15 protein-coding genes and 1 CRISPR repeat array are annotated in these 16,635 nt (G+C 40.5%); of the genes, 11 read left to right on the top strand and 4 right to left on the bottom strand.

The window, feature by feature from the left end:
* Complete coding sequence (locus NQU59_RS14315; RefSeq protein ID WP_005241978.1) at positions 1-1,071, bottom strand: AraC family transcriptional regulator; 1,071 nt, start codon at positions 1,069-1,071, stop codon at positions 1-3.
* Positions 1,072-1,213: 142 nt separating this feature from the next.
* Between NQU59_RS14315 and NQU59_RS14310 the strand changes: the two genes are divergently transcribed.
* Complete coding sequence (locus tag NQU59_RS14310) at positions 1,214-1,984, top strand: SDR family NAD(P)-dependent oxidoreductase (protein ID WP_257063875.1); 771 nt, start codon at positions 1,214-1,216, stop codon at positions 1,982-1,984.
* A gap of 149 nt (positions 1,985-2,133) precedes the next feature.
* Positions 2,134-2,706 carry a hypothetical protein gene (locus NQU59_RS14305; protein WP_257063874.1) on the top strand — a complete coding sequence of 191 codons (573 nt, stop codon included), beginning with the start codon at positions 2,134-2,136 and terminating at the stop codon, positions 2,704-2,706.
* A gap of 39 nt (positions 2,707-2,745) precedes the next feature.
* On the opposite strand, the gene NQU59_RS14300 is transcribed toward NQU59_RS14305, so the two are convergent.
* Entirely contained in the window at positions 2,746-3,321 is a 576-nt protein-coding gene (locus tag NQU59_RS14300; protein WP_257063873.1) for a flavin reductase family protein, read from the bottom strand.
* Positions 3,322-3,693: 372 nt separating this feature from the next.
* On the opposite strand from NQU59_RS14300, the gene NQU59_RS14295 reads away from it, so the two are divergent.
* The 8 genes from NQU59_RS14295 to NQU59_RS14260 all read left to right on the top strand — a co-directional run bounded on the left by NQU59_RS14295 (position 3,694) and on the right by NQU59_RS14260 (position 11,689).
* On the top strand, positions 3,694-4,710 hold the full coding sequence (locus NQU59_RS14295; RefSeq protein WP_005241974.1) for a lipase family alpha/beta hydrolase: 1,017 nt from the start codon (positions 3,694-3,696) through the stop codon (positions 4,708-4,710).
* Between the two features lie 84 nt (positions 4,711-4,794).
* Positions 4,795-5,826, top strand: coding sequence for a lipase secretion chaperone (locus tag NQU59_RS14290; RefSeq protein ID WP_257063872.1), 1,032 nt, complete (start codon positions 4,795-4,797; stop codon positions 5,824-5,826).
* A gap of 500 nt (positions 5,827-6,326) precedes the next feature.
* Positions 6,327-7,314: direct repeats of the CRISPR family, unit length 28 nt; unit sequence TTTCTAAATGACGTATGCCGTCATGAAC.
* Positions 7,315-7,604: 290 nt separating this feature from the next.
* The gene (locus NQU59_RS14285) at positions 7,605-8,333 is read left to right on the top strand and encodes a HesA/MoeB/ThiF family protein (RefSeq protein ID WP_280638629.1); all 729 of its coding nucleotides are present in this window, start codon (positions 7,605-7,607) and stop codon (positions 8,331-8,333) included.
* A 56-nt stretch (positions 8,334-8,389) separates the two neighbouring features.
* A complete protein-coding gene (locus NQU59_RS14280) occupies positions 8,390-9,688 on the top strand; it encodes an ABC1 kinase family protein (RefSeq protein ID WP_005241970.1) in 1,299 nt (432 codons plus the stop codon).
* Positions 9,689-9,714: 26 nt separating this feature from the next.
* The gene (gene folB, locus NQU59_RS14275) at positions 9,715-10,095 is read left to right on the top strand and encodes a dihydroneopterin aldolase (protein ID WP_043969688.1); all 381 of its coding nucleotides are present in this window, start codon (positions 9,715-9,717) and stop codon (positions 10,093-10,095) included.
* On the top strand, positions 10,052-10,486 hold the full coding sequence (locus tag NQU59_RS14270; protein WP_043969689.1) for a 2-amino-4-hydroxy-6-hydroxymethyldihydropteridine diphosphokinase: 435 nt from the start codon (positions 10,052-10,054) through the stop codon (positions 10,484-10,486). Before folB ends, NQU59_RS14270 begins: the two co-directional genes overlap by 44 nt.
* 42 nt (positions 10,487-10,528) lie before the next feature.
* Positions 10,529-11,080 (top strand): DUF2799 domain-containing protein, encoded by a 552-nt coding sequence (locus NQU59_RS14265; RefSeq protein ID WP_005241967.1) that lies wholly within the window; start codon positions 10,529-10,531, stop codon positions 11,078-11,080.
* A 150-nt stretch (positions 11,081-11,230) separates the two neighbouring features.
* The gene (locus NQU59_RS14260) at positions 11,231-11,689 is read left to right on the top strand and encodes a hypothetical protein (RefSeq protein WP_043969690.1); all 459 of its coding nucleotides are present in this window, start codon (positions 11,231-11,233) and stop codon (positions 11,687-11,689) included.
* Between the two features lie 59 nt (positions 11,690-11,748).
* On the opposite strand, the gene coq7 is transcribed toward NQU59_RS14260, so the two are convergent.
* Both coq7 and NQU59_RS14250 read right to left on the bottom strand, forming a co-directional pair.
* Positions 11,749-12,384 (bottom strand): 2-polyprenyl-3-methyl-6-methoxy-1,4-benzoquinone monooxygenase, encoded by a 636-nt coding sequence (gene coq7, locus NQU59_RS14255; protein WP_005274783.1) that lies wholly within the window; start codon positions 12,382-12,384, stop codon positions 11,749-11,751.
* A 3-nt stretch (positions 12,385-12,387) separates the two neighbouring features.
* On the bottom strand, positions 12,388-13,710 hold the full coding sequence (locus NQU59_RS14250; protein ID WP_026040154.1) for an MFS transporter: 1,323 nt from the start codon (positions 13,708-13,710) through the stop codon (positions 12,388-12,390).
* Positions 13,711-13,869: 159 nt separating this feature from the next.
* Here NQU59_RS14250 and NQU59_RS14245 point away from each other — a divergent pair, with 159 nt between their 5' ends.
* Entirely contained in the window at positions 13,870-16,587 is a 2,718-nt protein-coding gene (locus tag NQU59_RS14245) for an autotransporter assembly complex protein TamA (protein ID WP_257063871.1), read from the top strand.
* Positions 16,588-16,635 lie beyond the last annotated feature (48 nt).

Genomic DNA, 16,635 nt, shown 5'->3' with positions numbered 1-16,635 from the left:
TTACTCCTTTGAGCGTTCTGAGCGATCCAAAAGTTCCTTTTTATATGGTGAAGATTTACGATAGCTGCCTGGACTGAGTCCTGTCCATTTCTTAAAGGCGCGATGGAACGCACTTGGGTCATGGAAATGCAGATCATCACTGATATTTTGAATTGAATCATTACTTTTGCACAATCGTTCAATCGCAATATCACAGCGAATGTCATTTTTAAGTTGCTGATAACTGACACCTTCCTGCTTTAAGCGACGCTGAATGGTGGCAGTTGACATATTGAGTTGTTGTGCAATCTCTTTCAATTCATCCCACTGCGATGGCGGTTGTAACAGCAATTGGCGACGAATTTGTAAGCTTAACGAGTTCTCATTCTTAAAGCGTACAATCAGGTTATAAGGGGTTTTTCTTAGAAAATCATTGAGCGCCTGTTTGTCTTTTTTGATTTTATGCTTGAGATAATGGGCATCAAACTCAATCTGATTCTGGTCGGCATTAAATTGAATATCTTCGCAAAAGCGCACCCGATAATCCTGTAGTTCGACTGGAGAATGACATCTAAAGCTCATTTTATGAAAGCCAATACGCTGATCACTCAACCAGCACATCAAACTATGCACCAGCATTAGATAGGTAGAATAAGTGAACATCCGTTTGGGATGCTCACGATCGTGCAAGATCAGATAGGCTTTGGAACCGCGTTGTACCAATTCACCGTGAATATCATCAAGCACCAGACTCAGGAATTTTAAAATCTCCTGAATGGCTTGCTCTAAGGTTTCAGCATTGAAGGCTAATTTTGCCAATAGACGATAACTGCCTCGGCGCATGGGATGGCGATCCATGCCCAAAAACTCATCATTCATGCTTTCTGCAAGTTCGACCCATAACTGCGCACATTGCGTCACGGGCACACGGGCTTTGGATGAGGTTAGTAATTCTGCTGAAATGCCTGCACGATTGGCGATATTGACAATATTTAAACCACGACTTGCGGCGACACTCAACGCTTCACGAAGCAAAGCATTTGAAATGGTGTCCTTAGCTGAATTAAGATCAAAGTTTAGGTTTTTATTCATATATCAATAAAATACAGGAGAGTAATTAGATTGAATGCTCAAAAGTTGCATTAAATTTGCTACTTTTTGAAATTGTATCGGAAAAAGTTGCCTTTAGGCTTAGTGATAAAAATTTATATCTTTAATTTGATAGGAAACGTAAATGAAAATTCAGGGAAAACATTTTGTTATTACAGGTGGCGGTTCAGGTTTAGGTGCAGCAACAGCGGAATACTTGGTTGAAAAGGGCGCTTCGGTCACATTGGTCGATATGAATGTCGATGCTGGAGAACAACAAGCGCAAGCCTTGGGGGCAGCAGCAGAATTTGTAAAACTAGATGTGACGGATGAAGCTGCGGCAGAGCAGTTCTTTAAAGATGTGTTGGCGAAACATGGCAGCATATATGGCCTGATCAATTGTGCCGGCATTGGCCCTTCTGCAAAAGTAGTGGGTAAAGACGGCGTACATGATTTGGCGATGTTCTCTAAAACTTTACAGATCAATGTAACGGGGACTTTTAATATGCTGCGTTTTGCAGCAGACGCCATGAGTAAAAATACTGTTGCAGAAGGTGATGAAGATCGAGGCGTGATTGTGAATACTGCTTCGGTTGCTGCTTTTGACGGCCAAATTGGACAAGCGGCCTATTCAGCATCAAAAGGTGCAGTGGTGGCAATGACGCTACCGATTGCGCGGGAACTAGCTCGCCATGCGATTCGTGTCATGACCATTGCCCCTGGGATTATGGAAACGCCAATGTTGAAAGGCTTGCCTCAAAATGTGCAAGATGCCTTGGGACAAATGGTGCCTTATCCATCGCGTTTAGGTCGCCCAGAAGAGTTTGCGCGTTTAGTGGCACATATTGCTGAAAACTCCTATCTGAATGGTGAAGTGATCCGTTTAGATGGTGCGATTCGTATGGCGCCGAAATAAGTTAAGCTTTTATGCAAACGCCGTTGTGGAGAGCATTTCATAACGGTTTTTTATACTTTGGTGTTTACGCTATTGGATATTGTTTCTAGAGCAATTTCGATTTAAGGTCGAAGAATAATAAAAATGATTCAACAAGAAGGAATAGACCGATGCAACCCATGATTTTTTTATCCATAACATTGGCACTGACCTTAACAGGCTGTATCGGCAATATGAACCCGACAGGTGGCAATTCAAGCCCGAATTATCCGTACTATGTGACACAGCAACCGATGTTGGTTAAAAAGATCTATGTTCCAGCAGGAACAACCTTGGTTTATGAGGAACAGTACTTCAAACAAGGTAGGCAGCCTGAGATCATGTCAGAAAATAAACTGACCGATATTCGGTTGCCGATTGGTCAAAGCATTGATTGGGGCGGTGTACCGGTCACCATGATTTCTCAGTTCTTTAATTCAGCTATGCGCGGCTATTCTGTACATGCCGACTTTAAAAAATTGGATGCAAATAAACGAACCAGATTTTCTCAGTTATGGCAGCGTTGTAATGATGATCTAGGAATCAGTATCAAAGATCGAAAGGATTGGTCATTTAACAAAGCCAATATTGCTGATGTGCAAAGCTGTAGTGGTCTTTATCAACGTTACTTTAAAAATATTCAAGAACAGCAGCAGTTTTTAGATCTTATGTATAGTGAGTTGATGAAAGTCAATGATCAATAAAAGAGACAAAGCTTGTTTGGCTTTGCCTTATATCAAAGACTATTTGGCCTTAACTTCATCACCAATCAAATAGAATGTCCTACCTGCAATGTAATGTAGGCTGCGCAACGCTTTACTGGCATCTTGAAAGTGCCAATGTCCATCGCGAAATACGCGTGAATCCGCCCAAGCACCGACTACGGAACCGATAAATAAGTCGTGCGCTTGTTGATTGTGTGGTTCTGGAATCACTTTACAGACTAGCCAAGCCAGACTGCCTGCCACCAGTGGCACAGGGAAATCATCTTGGTAAAACAATTCGGTTTTGCATTCTTCTAATTTGTTTGGATGCTCAAACTGACTGATCGTTCCGAGTTGATGCACTAGATCAATCTGTGCATAGCAGGGAACTTGCAAGGCAAAATAACCACTTTGCTCAACCAGTTGACGGGTTTTGGTGCTTTTATCTAAGACTACAGTGACTTTTGCAGGTGTTAATTCCAAAGCACAGGCCCAAGCTGCTGCCATGACATTGCATTCTTGTCCGTATTGAGCAGAAACCAAAACCGTTGGGCCGTGATTTAATAAGCGATAGGCTTTGGAAAGTTCAACAGCCTTTATTTCCGAGTGGCGCATACAACATCCAAAAGGTGGGAGTACTCTGTCATTGTTACACAAACTTCCGCAAAATTTTAACCAATTTCCCAACGTTTACAGGCACGATTAAAACTGCAAATGTGACAGTACCCGATTTTTAATCCAGCTGATTGTTTGAACTTAAACAGTCAAGATAATTTGAAAATGTGCATTCATCGGAATCTTTTCGATCAATCATAATTTTGGCGCGAATTGTTATGATTTTGGCACAAATTGTTTTAGTCTAAAAATCACATAAAAGTTTGAAGGAGTATGATTTTTGCCAGTCGTTTGTATGCTCGGAATGATTCCAGATACGAAGAAAAAGACTAAATCTCTGTAATAAAAATGAAAAATGCTAGGAGCAAAAACGTGAAGAAAAAATATTTAAATGTCATGGCGTTGATGGCAGGCATGGTGGTGAGCAGCGGATCTGTGGTACACGCAGGTTTGTTTGATTTTTTTGCACCCAAGGCATCATGGCAAAACTGTAATGTGAACTCTTGTTCAATCGGCGGTAGCACCAGTGTTACATCAAGTTATGCGAAAACCAAGTATCCAATTTTATTGGCGCATGGGATGGCCGGTTTCTCTGCGGTAGGTCCTTTGCAATACTGGAATGGGATTACTGAAGACTTGGTTGGTAATGGTGCGAATGTCTTCGTTGCACAGCAAGCTTCGTTTAATTCTTCGGAAGTACGCGGTGAGCAACTATTGCTACAGGCAAAGCAGGTGTTGGCGATTACTGGTGCAGAGAAAATTAATTTAATTGGCCATAGTCATGGCTCTCAATCGGTTCGTTATGTTGCCAGCTTGTTGCCGAATAAAATTGCATCAGTCACAGCAGTTGGTGGTCCAACTAAAGGTTCAGATGTGGCAGATGTCGTCGACTCAGTGGTTAAATCACCTGCGGGTCCAGTCTTGGCACCTGTGATCTCAGCAGGGGTTAATGCCTTCTTCTCATTAGTGGGGATTGGTTCAGGGCATTATTATGATCAAGATGCGATTGCAGGTTTAAACTCATTAACCACCAGCGGTTCAGCCAATTTTAACCAACGTTTCCCCGCAGCTGTACCAACTACAGCATGTGGTTCAGGTACTGAACTGGTGAATGGCGTGCGTTATTATTCGTGGAGTGGAACCAGTCCATTTACCAATGCATTAGACCCAATGGACTATGCATTAACTGCAACATCGTTACTGATTTCTGGAGAAAATGATGGCTTGGTACCGCGTTGTTCGAGCCATTTGGGTACGGTAATCCGTGACAATTATGCATTTAACCATTTGGATGAAGTCAATCAAATCCTCGGTTTGGTTGGATTCTTACAAAATCCGGTCACCCCTTATCGGACTCAGGCAAATCGTCTGAAAAATCTAGGTTTGTAATTCATTAATGAAAGGAGCAATCCGTTGCTCCTTTCATTTTTAACGGTTCAAACAAAGAAAGAATGATAAATAGAGCAAGGGATTATGAACGGTAAATTTTTGAATAATAAAACCATCAGTTTAGTTTTGATTGTATGTTTATTGCTCTTGTTGGCTTTAATCTATTGGATATTTAGACCAGATGCTCAAAATACACCGCATGAGCCAAACCAACAGGCTCAATCACAGCTTATAGGCAATGGCTTAGAAGCCAACGCGCAAAATAATCAAAAAGGCAAAATACCAGAATTGGCTGCTTCATTGCGCGGTACAGAAATTGATTGTCCAATTCAGGTCGATGCCAATGGTAAATTAATTTTAACGGTTGGTATTCGCAGTTGTTTCGATTATTTCTTTTCCAGTTTAGGAGAGAAAACCGAAACAGAATTGGTTGCTGATATCCGACAGTACCTTACTGCGACTTTACCTGACACAGCTTCGAGTTATGCCAGTCATCTGTTAGATCAATATGTAGCCTATAGTCATGCCTTAAAAAATATAAAACCAACGGGCAACTTTAAGACGGGCGATATTGATGGGTATCAGAAAGTGATTGATCAGATGTATAAAGTACAGCAGCAGTTTTTTAATGCGGCTGAGATTAATGCCTTATTTGGTAATGAACATAACCTGAATCAGTTCAATATTGATCAAATGCGTATCCATGCCAATAAAACCCTGACCGCTCAGCAAAAGGCAGCTGAATTGGCGAAATTGATTGATCAGCTTCCGAGTACACTGGCCGATGGCGTTCGGGTTTCGATGCAATTTTCTGAATTGCAGCAATTAACTCAAGAAGTACGGGAAAAGGGTGGTTCTGCACAAGAGCTTCGGAATATGCGTGAAAGTTTATTAGGGCCAGAAGCGGCAGATCGTTTGGAAAAGGTCGATCAAGAAGAAGCAGGGTGGCAAACACAGGTCAATGGCTACTTGGCCGCACGTGATCAGATTTTAAAGAGTGACGCCACGGATGCCAGTAAGCAGCAGGCGATTAATCAGTTACGTAATCAATCCTTTGGCAGCAAAGAGGATTTGTTAAGAGCGCAGTCTTATGAAATGATGCATGATCGGAAGTAGAGCAAAAGTAATAGATGGAAATATAATCAGTCATAATTTTAGTTAGGTAAGGTTGGATATGTATGTAGCTGATTATATTGGTTTAGCATTGATCCAAGATATGACAGATAAGAGTTTGCCTCTGTCTGAAGTCTTGGTTAAGGGGAAAAAGACAGGGGTTATGGTTGAGGGTAAAGTGTTAGAAGGTGTGGTCTGTGTATATTCTCACTGCTATCTTCTTTTCCTTAGTCAGGATTGTATCTTCGAGGAAAATTTAACTTTGGCATTAGTCGACCTGGATAAAAATATATTGTTGGAGTCATTATGCATAGGACAGGCTTATCAGACAGATATCTTTACTGGCCCGAGGATATGTAATGATAAAATCTTATTTGAATTTTTAGCTGAAAAAACATGGGTTCTTCAAGTATTACAAACTGCCAGAATTCGATTTCCTATTTCTTTAAACGCTTTGATACATCGTGGTTTTCAATTTAAATCTTATCTCCGATTAGTAAATTAATTTAAATGACGTATACCGTCATGAACCCTCCTTGATTACCGTTGCACGTTGCAAGTGATTTCTAAATGACGTATGCCGTCATGAACAACATTGTTTTGCTCGACAATGTCTTTGATCTTTTCTAAATGACGTATGCCGTCATGAACAAGCTAAAACCACTCATGATATATTCCAAAGTTTTCTAAATGACGTATGCCGTCATGAACAATTCTGTGACTCTTTGCCCAAATGAGCGACTTTTCTAAATGACGTATGCCGTCATGAACGAATTTCCTAAATGGAATCGGGGAGGCGGTAATTTCTAAATGACGTATGCCGTCATGAACTTGTACCAATGTTGCCGATCATTCCTGTCTATTTTCTAAATGACGTATGCCGTCATGAACTCGAGTATGTCACACTCGCCTGTCATTAAATTTTTCTAAATGACGTATGCCGTCATGAACAGTAGATTGTGGTTCTGTTAACACGGATTTTATTTCTAAATGACGTATGCCGTCATGAACCTGCATTAAAATCCATTGTAGATAGTGCAAAATTTCTAAATGACGTATGCCGTCATGAACCCGCTATGCTTGCAATAGCAAACCCTTTTACTTTTCTAAATGACGTATGCCGTCATGAACGCATTTGCGGTTGAATCAAACAGGCTTTATCATTTCTAAATGACGTATGCCGTCATGAACAGGGTAGTCTGATTTCCAGCCATCCTTTCCTATTTCTAAATGACGTATGCCGTCATGAACTTTTGTCGAGCAGAATCACCAAGCTTGACCTTTTTCTAAATGACGTATGCCGTCATGAACATCAAACCCCTTCGGGGGTTTTTTTATTTTCCTTTCTAAATGACGTATGCCGTCATGAACTATTAAAGGCTCGATCTAATGTGACAATCAAATTTCTAAATGACGTATGCCGTCATGAACTAAACAATCTTATTCTTGTTGCATCCAATGAATTTCTAAATGACGTATGCCGTCATGAACTATAAAATAATGAAAATAATATCAGCCAAAACATCAAGTTATACTTAAAAAGCATCATTACCCAAAGTTTCTAACTGATATAGTAACTTATTGATTTTATTAAGCTGTTAAAGAGTAAGAAAAATATTGGGGTAAAAATAGCTTTTTGTCAAAAGAAAACAGAGCTGGTTCCAATTTATTACTTTCCTCCAAGCAGACATCGACTTAAAATCAGCAATACCCTTGATGATAAAGAAGCAAACCACGTGTCAGACCATTTAGAAAACGAATTTGAGCTAAGCAATGAGGAAATGCATCTCTATAGTCGTCAGATTTTATTAGATGGTTGGGATATCGAAGCACAAGAAAAACTAAAACTCGCCAATGTGTTGATTATCGGCGCAGGCGGAATCGGCTGTACCAGTGCCGAGCTGTTGGCACGTGCAGGTGTAGGTAAAATTACCATTGTCGATGCCGACACGATTGAAATAAGTAATCTACAAAGACAAATTGCCTTTACGACAAATGATTTAGGTCGATACAAAGCAGAAATATTGGCAAAGCATCTACAAGACATTAATCCGCATATACAGGTCAGTTATCAAAATATACGATTTGATGAAACGAATGCTGATGAACTCGTACAGCATCAAGATGTAGTCTTAGATGGCTGTGATAACTTTACAACTCGTTATCTGGTCAATGCAGTGTGTAAAAAACATCAAGTCCCTTTAATTAGTGCGTCGGCGATTGGTTTTGAAGGACAGATGTTTATGGTAGATGCTGATTCAGCCTGTTATGAATGCCTGTTTCCGAAAGAAGATCATGCCAATGAAGGGCTGCGCTGTGCGGAGTCAGGCGTATTAGCCACCACTCCTGTAATGATAGCGTCATTACAAGCACATCACACATTGCTATTTTTAGGCTTAGGTTTGACTCCACTCAAGCAAAAACTATTGCTTTGGAATGGCTTAAATTTAACGCAACGTATTCTTAAATTTGAAAAAGATATAAATTGTCCAGTTTGTCAGGCAACTTGATCGGTAAATTGAGCAAAATTTGCTAAACTAAAGCCATCTGTGAGGCAAGAAAGATTATGAAAAGAAATATTTTATTCGATGGATTACGCTCTGTTGCACGTATTGGTGAAACAGTGGTGGTTGCAGCACAAGCAGGTGTGAAGTATGCAACTGAAAAACCAAGCAACGCCAAACTTATGCGTGAGACCTTTGAGTCGCTTGGTTCGACTTATATTAAACTGGGTCAATTTATCGCTAGTACGCCGTCTTTATTCCCACGTGAATACGTTCAGGAATTCCAAGGCTGTTTAGATCAAACGCCAACCTTACCATTTAGCTATATCCAAAAAGTTTTGGCAGAAGAGTTTGAAGGGCGCAACCTCAATGAAATTTTTAGTTTTATTGATGAAAAGCCTTTGGCTTCGGCTTCAATTGCACAAGTGCATGCCGCTCGATTGGTCACGGGCGAAGATGTGGTTTTAAAGGTGCAAAAGCCAGGTGTTGAAACTATTCTTTATACCGACTTGAATGTGGTGCATTGGGCAACAAAGCTACTTGAAAGAGCTGTTCCAAAAATCAAGTTTGCATCACTTTCTGAAATTGTAGATGAGATCAAAACACGTATGGTGCGTGAAGTTGATTTTATTGAAGAAGCTCAGAATCTGGATGACTTTATTCAATATTTGAATGTTTCAGGTAATCAAGCGGCAACGGCACCGAAAGTTTATCACCAGTTTTCAACGCGCCGTGTACTCACCATGCAGCGTTTGTATGGGGTATCATTGACTGACTTTGATGTGGTCAAACAATATGCCAAAGACCCAACTCAGGTCTTGATTACGGCCATGAACACTTGGTTTGGCAGTTTAATGCTGTGCAAGAGTTTCCATGCCGATTTACATGCAGGCAATCTGATGCTGCTAGAAGATGGTCGTATCGGTTTTATTGATTTTGGTATTGTCGGTCAATTAAAACCTGAGGTTTGGACTGCGTGTATGGCATTTATGGATGCATTACAGCAAACCAATTACATCGCCATGGCTGAGAACATGCTGAAAATGGGCATGACCCATCAGAAAATTGATACTCAAATCTTGGCTGATGATTTAGAGCGCTTGTTTAGTGGGGTGTTACTGGCAGATCCACAAGAAATTCTTAGTTCTAATCCGGCAGATTTAAATGACATCATGATGGATATGGTGGCAGTAGGTGAGCGTCACGGTATTAAATTCCCGCGTGACTTCGCTTTGTTATTCAAGCAAATGCTATATTTTGATCGTTTCATGCGTGTTCTCGCACCATATACCGATATTTATGCTGACCAACGTTTAAAAATGGTTCACAATATTGAACCTGCTTCGTTTTTAAAGCATTAATTTATTTATCGGTTCATTAGGTCATTATGGATGCCATTATAATTGAAGGGTTGAAGGTTGATACCGTGGTTGGTTGTTTCAACTGGGAACGCCAAATTATTCAACCTTTAATGCTAGATCTCACTATTCATAATGATCTAATGCAAGCTGCACAATCAGATGAGCTAAACGATACGCTCAACTATGCGCAAATCTGCGAGCTTGCAGCTCAAGTGATTCAACAAGCCCAACCTAAGCTGATTGAGCACGCTGCACAATTGGTGCTTGAATGTCTATTTACTACCTTTCCTTCGATTGAATCGATCAGTATCACCATTCGCAAACCCGCCATCATTGCACAAGCCAATGCAGTAGGAATTCGCCTTGAACGCAACAGAAACAATTTTTGCGCTCGCACTGGCGAGTAATCTCCAGCAACAACAAAATTTCACTTTTGCTTATCAACAAATCGCAAGTTTGGGTGTAGTGGAGTTTTCGCCAATTTATGAAATCCCATGTCGGGATGGAATTGGTGCCGATTATTGGAATTCAGCCTGCTTATTAAAAAGTCGATGCAGTCTTGCTGAAATGACTGAAATTCTGAAAAAACTAGAAGCACAATCTGGTCGAGTTCGTCCATCACATCAGATCAGTTTGGATGTTGATGTGATTGCATGGGGTGAAACTTTAGAGCATATGCAATTTAATCCAAAAAAGTTACCATTAGCTTTGGATGTCAAAATTCCTTTATATGATTTGTGGCAGCATGCAGATTTAGCTCATTTCCAAAGTACAGATTATCCTGTCATTACAATGTAATGTTGTAGCTGGGTAATACCATAATAATTAGGAAGAATTTTCATGAAAAAGATTTTGCTTTTGTCGACGTTGACGATTTTACTTTCGGGTTGTGCGGCCATGAGCGTCGAGCAATGTAAAACAGCCAATTGGTTCAATGTGGGCGAAAAAGATGGCTCGAATGGGCATGATTCACGCTTGGATAAATATTATTCTTCCTGTCAAAAAGCCAATATTGTGCCGAATCAAAAGCTGTATGATCAAGGTTATCAAAAAGGCTTGAGCTATTACTGCCGACCGGAAAATATTTTTAGTGAAGCCTTGGAAGGTCGTGGCGATATTCATGTGTGTCCAATCGAAAAGCGTGAATCTTTACGTAGTTACTATCAAGTTGCCAATGAATATTATCAGGCAGATTCAGAGTTTAATCGCTCCCAAAGCGATATGAATCGTTATTTAAAAGAGTTGGAACGTAAAGATCTTTCGAATAAAGTTCGGGATGATTATCAAAAACGCTTATATGATCTACGTATCAATAGCAGTTGGGTACAGTCTCGTTATCAACAGGCTGTCCGAAATCTGGAACGTTTTAAGGCAGAACATGGTTTGAATTAAAACTTTAAGTAATAACGCTTATTTTAGAAAATCCATGCTTGCAGCCGTGGATTTTTTGTTTTTAGTGCACACATTTGAGTTACATACCTGATGGTATAGGGATGTTTAAATGGTGAAGAAACAAATAAATAATGAAGGGAGGAATTCTGTATGCAAGCCAAGTTACTTATTGCCTTGGGGATTATGCTCTATGGCAGCATGAACTCAGCCTATGCAATTGATGCCAAATATAGACAACAATTAGAACAATCAGGTTGTACACAAGTTAGTGAAGCACAGGGTTGTGATATTAGCAAAAGCAAAGAAGAAAATAGCAACGCTGGATTTGTTGAACAAACGCTAGAAACACCACCGCCAACCCTATCGACTCAGCAACCACAGTGGATTGCCGAAAGGTCGGATGGAACAGCACTGGCATTCATTAGAATTGACCAGCAACAACGAGTCTGGGTTAATGACACGCGTGTGATTGCGGTCAATAAAAAGGATCGGTTGACTTTTAGGCAGGGTAAAATTAATTACACCATTTTTACTGATTTAAATAAGCAGTCGCAAAGTTTTTGGGATGACCGTTATTCAACTGATAAAGGCAAAATTGTATTTCGTTAATTTTGATTGTGTTGGGTAAAATCAAAGGGAATTATTTTACAATAATTCCCTCGGACAGTTTAAAGATAATAACTGGTTTTGGTCATCAGTTTTGAAATGGCAGTCATGGTAATGCGTACAGGTACAGGCAAATCTACGCCACCTGCATTGAGTGCAGTGTCACGATGATGCAACTCATCTTCATTCATCTGCTCCAGGATTTTACGTGAACGGTCATCATGAGCGGGGAGCTGCTGGATGTGTTCTTGTAAATGTTGACTCACTTGGCGTTCGGTTTCAGCGACAAAGCCTAAGCTGTATTTGTCGCCTGCAATCCCTGCAATTGCACCCATTCCATAAGACAACCCGTACCAAATTGGATTTAATACACTAGTGTGGCTATCTAGTTCTTTTAAGCGATCTTCACACCATGCCAAATGGTCTTGTTCTTCAATCGCGGCTTGCTGCATTTCTTCACGTACATGTGGCAGTTTTGCAGTCAGTGCCTGACCGTGATAAAGGGCTTGAGCGCAGACTTCACCACTATGATTGACGCGCATTAAACCTGCAACATGGCGGGCATCACTGACACACAGTTGTGACGGTTCTTCATTGGCAGGATTACTGCGTTGTGCACTGGTCGCACCAGGTACCAAACTACGTAAAGCTTGATCAAAGGAATTAATAAGTTTATCGAGACCTGTGTAATGACGCATATATTAATCCTCTAATGTGTTGGGCGCATTTTCCAATAACGGTTTTAGACGTTTTAATAACCAAAATGAAAAAATTGCACTTAAAACAGCGGTAATGGTAAATAAGATTTTAATATCAATTTTTAAAATGCTTAAGATCAAAATAGAAAAAACTGCGGAAGAGACCATAAATACAGCATTTAAAATATTATTTGCGGCAACAACACGAGCACGATGTGAGCGTGGTGAATAGGCTTGCATCATGGCATAGAGAGGCACGATATAGAACCCACCACTAATTCCCAGTAAAGTCACTGCCAGCATCACATGGTAATAGACCGCACCCAGTGTAAACATATCTTTTAAACTGAGTAACTCACCTGTACGCTCAGGAACAAAAGCCAGGCTGGCTGCCAGATAGAGGGCAAACACAGTCAAACCAATTGCCCCATAGGGCACCATTTTGATATTGATATCAGTACCACCGATGCGTCTACAAAGTAAAGAACCGACACCGATACCAACCGAGAAAAAGGTAAGTAATAGGCTGACGACATTTTCTGAAGCATGCAGATTTTGCTGGGTCAGCTGTGGGATTTGAGTCAGGTAAGTTGCACCATAAAACCAATACCAAGAATTACCTAATAAAATCACGAACACAATCGGAATACTTTTGGCGTAGGCAATGGTTTGAAAACTGGTACGAATAAAGTTCCAGTCAATTTCGAGATCTGGTGCTGCAACTTTTTGCGGCAGAATAAAGCGGCTACATAAATAGCCTATGCAGGCAATCGCTACGACAGTCACACTGATCCACAGCAGGTTGCCGGCAGACGAAGCAATAACCGCGCCGCCTAAAATCATTCCCAGTAAAATTGCAATTGAAGTACCTGACTGAAACAGGGCATTACCTGACATCAGCTCTTGTGGTTTTAAAATTTCAGGCAAAATCGCATACTTAATCGGGCCAAAACAAGTGGAATGGGTACCCATTAAAAATAAGGCAAATAGCAATAACCATAGATTTCCAAGCAGGAAACCAGCAGTACCAATCAACATGATCACGATTTCTAATATTTTAATAAAACGAATCAGTTGAGAGCGCTCATATTTATCTGCGATTTGCCCAGCAGTTGCCGAGAAAAAGAAGTAGGGCAAAATAAACAATAAGGCAGCTAAATTATTTAAGGTACTGATCTCAGCACTTTGTTGTTGAATCCACCCATAAGTAATCACTAACAGTAGCGCTTGCTTATAAACATTATCATTCAGTGCGCCAAAAAACTGAGTGAAAAACATCGGGGCGAAGCGACGCGATGTCATTAAGCGCTCATCTTGTTTCATCATGTGTTCACTTCATTGTGATTTATAAAAAAATGTGACGAACTGTAAAAATGTGATGAAATGCATGTATGATACCTATGTCTGATTGGATGAAAAATCAAAGATTTGAAGTTATTTCACCCATCAAAAACGATAAATTAAAAAACAAGTTTAGAGTTTTACATGCCATCTAAAACGAAGTTTAAACAGTCGACACTGGTTCATTCTATGCATTTAATTTTTAAAATGCAGGGGGTTCCTAAACTTATTTGTAGTAGTTTTTTAATTAGTTCTTGTATATCAGTTGTTTATGCTCAAGAGCAAATTTTGGGTGCGCCTGAAAATCAGACAACCGAACAGAACGAGCATGTCGCTGCAGTGGCAGTTGCTGCCGCTGCACCAATCCCGCCAGCGATGAATACTTCTGATTCGGGGATATTACCCGGACAAGACAGTTTGGCTGCATTAAAAGAACAAGAACAGTCAAGTAATCAGATTAATGAATTAAAACCAATTCAGTTGGATGATAATCTGGAAAATTTGCCTGTGATTCCCGTCGATCAGAGTATGGCAAATGAAATTTTTCGTGTTGCAGAAGATGCCAAAAATGAAGCACAAGCATATCGAGACCAAACCGCTAAAAATCCTGCTCCTGTCATTGGCGATGTTTCGCAAACTGAATTAACTGAGATTAAACAGGCTCCGTTGAATATTGACCAGTTAATGAGTGATATCCAGTCAGACAGTAAAATTGTGGTTGAAGCCAATGAAACGGGTAAAACCTTAGCCGAGTTCCAAACCAAGTCAGATCAACCTGCTGAAAAAGTTGGCTTCTTTAAGCGCATTATTAACCGTTTGCGTCCGGATAATTTAATCAATGCTGATAAAATTCCGCGTATTTCTGCTGATGTGAGTGGTGCACCACCTATTCTGGCGCTTAATATCAAGGCCAAGTTGTCAAGCTTTACTAAAGAGTCTTTTGAAGATTTTAATGTTGCGTTGCCTCAGTTGCGTGCATTGACCAATCAAGCTGCACAGGCGGTGGGTTATTACAATGCGACTTATACTTTTGTCAAAGAAAGTGACAGTAAGGTAAAAGTGATAGTGGTTCCCAATGACCCCGTCAAAATTAAAGAACAAAATATTGAATTTACCGGTGCAGGCGCAAATACACCACAGTTCCAAGTCATTCGTTTAATTCCAGAACAGGATGTTGGTGATATTTTCAATCATGGCTCGTACGAAGCGATGAAAACTAAAATTACCAACGTTGCTGCAGATAATGGTTATTTTGATGCGTTTTGGCGCTTGCATGATGTCAAGATTACTCAGCCTGATAAAACGGCTGACATTAACTTAAAGTACGAAACAGGTGAACGTTATAAGTTAAAGCAAGTTGAGTATCGGATGAGTGATCCGAGCAAGCCATTACCATTGACCCAAAAAGTTTTAGATAGTTTGGCACCTTGGAAGGAAGGTGATGACTATGCCTTCTGGCGTGTCAATGTTTTGGCAAATAACTTAACCAACACCCGTTATTTTAATTATACCCTGGTTGATACTATCAAGCCGGATGCAATTCAGCCACCTTTAGATTTACCGCCAGATTTACAGGCGTTGGTCGACCAGCAACGTATCCAGCAATCCCAATTGATGAGTAGTCAACAAAAGGCGGATATTGCGCGGGCCAAAATCACTTCTGCGCAAGAAGTCACGCAGGATGTTGTTGATGAATCACAATTCTCTGGTGGTGAACCTGCTCAACCTTATGCATTAGCACGATCTATGCCAATGCCGCCTGTACATAATGATGATGACGAACAACGTCAGAAGCTAGAAGAACAGGCGCGGGTAGAACGAAAAATTCCTGTTGTGGTGACGCTGAATGCAGATCGCTTAAATAGTCTTGAAACAGGTATTGGTTATGGTACTGATACGGGGGCACGTATTCGTACCCAGTATCGTCGTGCGATTGTGAATAAATATGGTCACTCATTTGATGCCAACTTCGAGTTATCTGAGATTCGTCAATCAATAGATGGGCGTTATAGTATTCCTTATAAGCATCCATTAAATGACTACTTCAACCTGGTGGGTGGTTATGAGCGTGAAACCCGCAACGATATTGGTCCTGATGTGAATTTGTTGGTTGAGTCGGCAGTTCTAGGTGGTGAGCGCGTCATTAAAAACCCATTAGGCGACTGGCAACATACCTTTGGCTTACGTTATCGTTTAGATCGCTTAACCAAAAAAGGTGATGTGAATATTAATGAGCTACCAGATGCCTTTAAAGTATCCGGGATCGATTCTGAACAAGAATCATTATTGCTTGGTTATGAGGCTTCTAAAACCAATACCAATACGCGTTTAAATCCAACGCGTGGTTTTAAGCAAACCTATAAAGTTGAATTGGGGACGGAATCTTTGCTTTCAGATGCCAATATGGCAATTGTAAGTGCTGGCTGGCGTTTTATTTACTCATTGGGTGAAAACGACAATCATCAATTTGTTGGTCGTGGCGATACAAGCTATATCTTCACCGATAATTTCAATAAAGTGCCGTATAATTTACGCTTCTTTACAGGTGGAGATCAATCTCTCCGAGGTTTTGACTACAAGAGCTTATCGCCCGAAGAAAACGGCTATAAAATAGGGGGTCAAGCCTTGGCTGTTGGCTCTTTGGAATATAATTATCAATTTAAAGATGGCTGGCGAGCTGCCGTGTTCTCGGACTTTGGTAACGCCTATGACAAACAATTTAGCAACCCAACAGAATATAGTGTGGGTGTTGGTATCCGCTGGAGATCGCCAATTGGACCAATTCGATTAGATATCGCATCGGGTATTTCGAATGATAACAATCCAATTCGTTTGCATTTCTTTATTGGTCCACAGCTTTAAAACTTTTTAGCCCTTTAATTTAATAAGGGTAAAACAATCTCGGGTTGA

Origin of the sequence: Acinetobacter colistiniresistens (genome assembly GCF_024582815.1) — a bacterium.
Classification (GTDB): Bacteria; Pseudomonadota; Gammaproteobacteria; order Pseudomonadales; family Moraxellaceae; genus Acinetobacter.
Note: the sequence above shows the minus strand (reverse complement) of the source record. Positions and strands in the feature narration are given on the sequence as shown.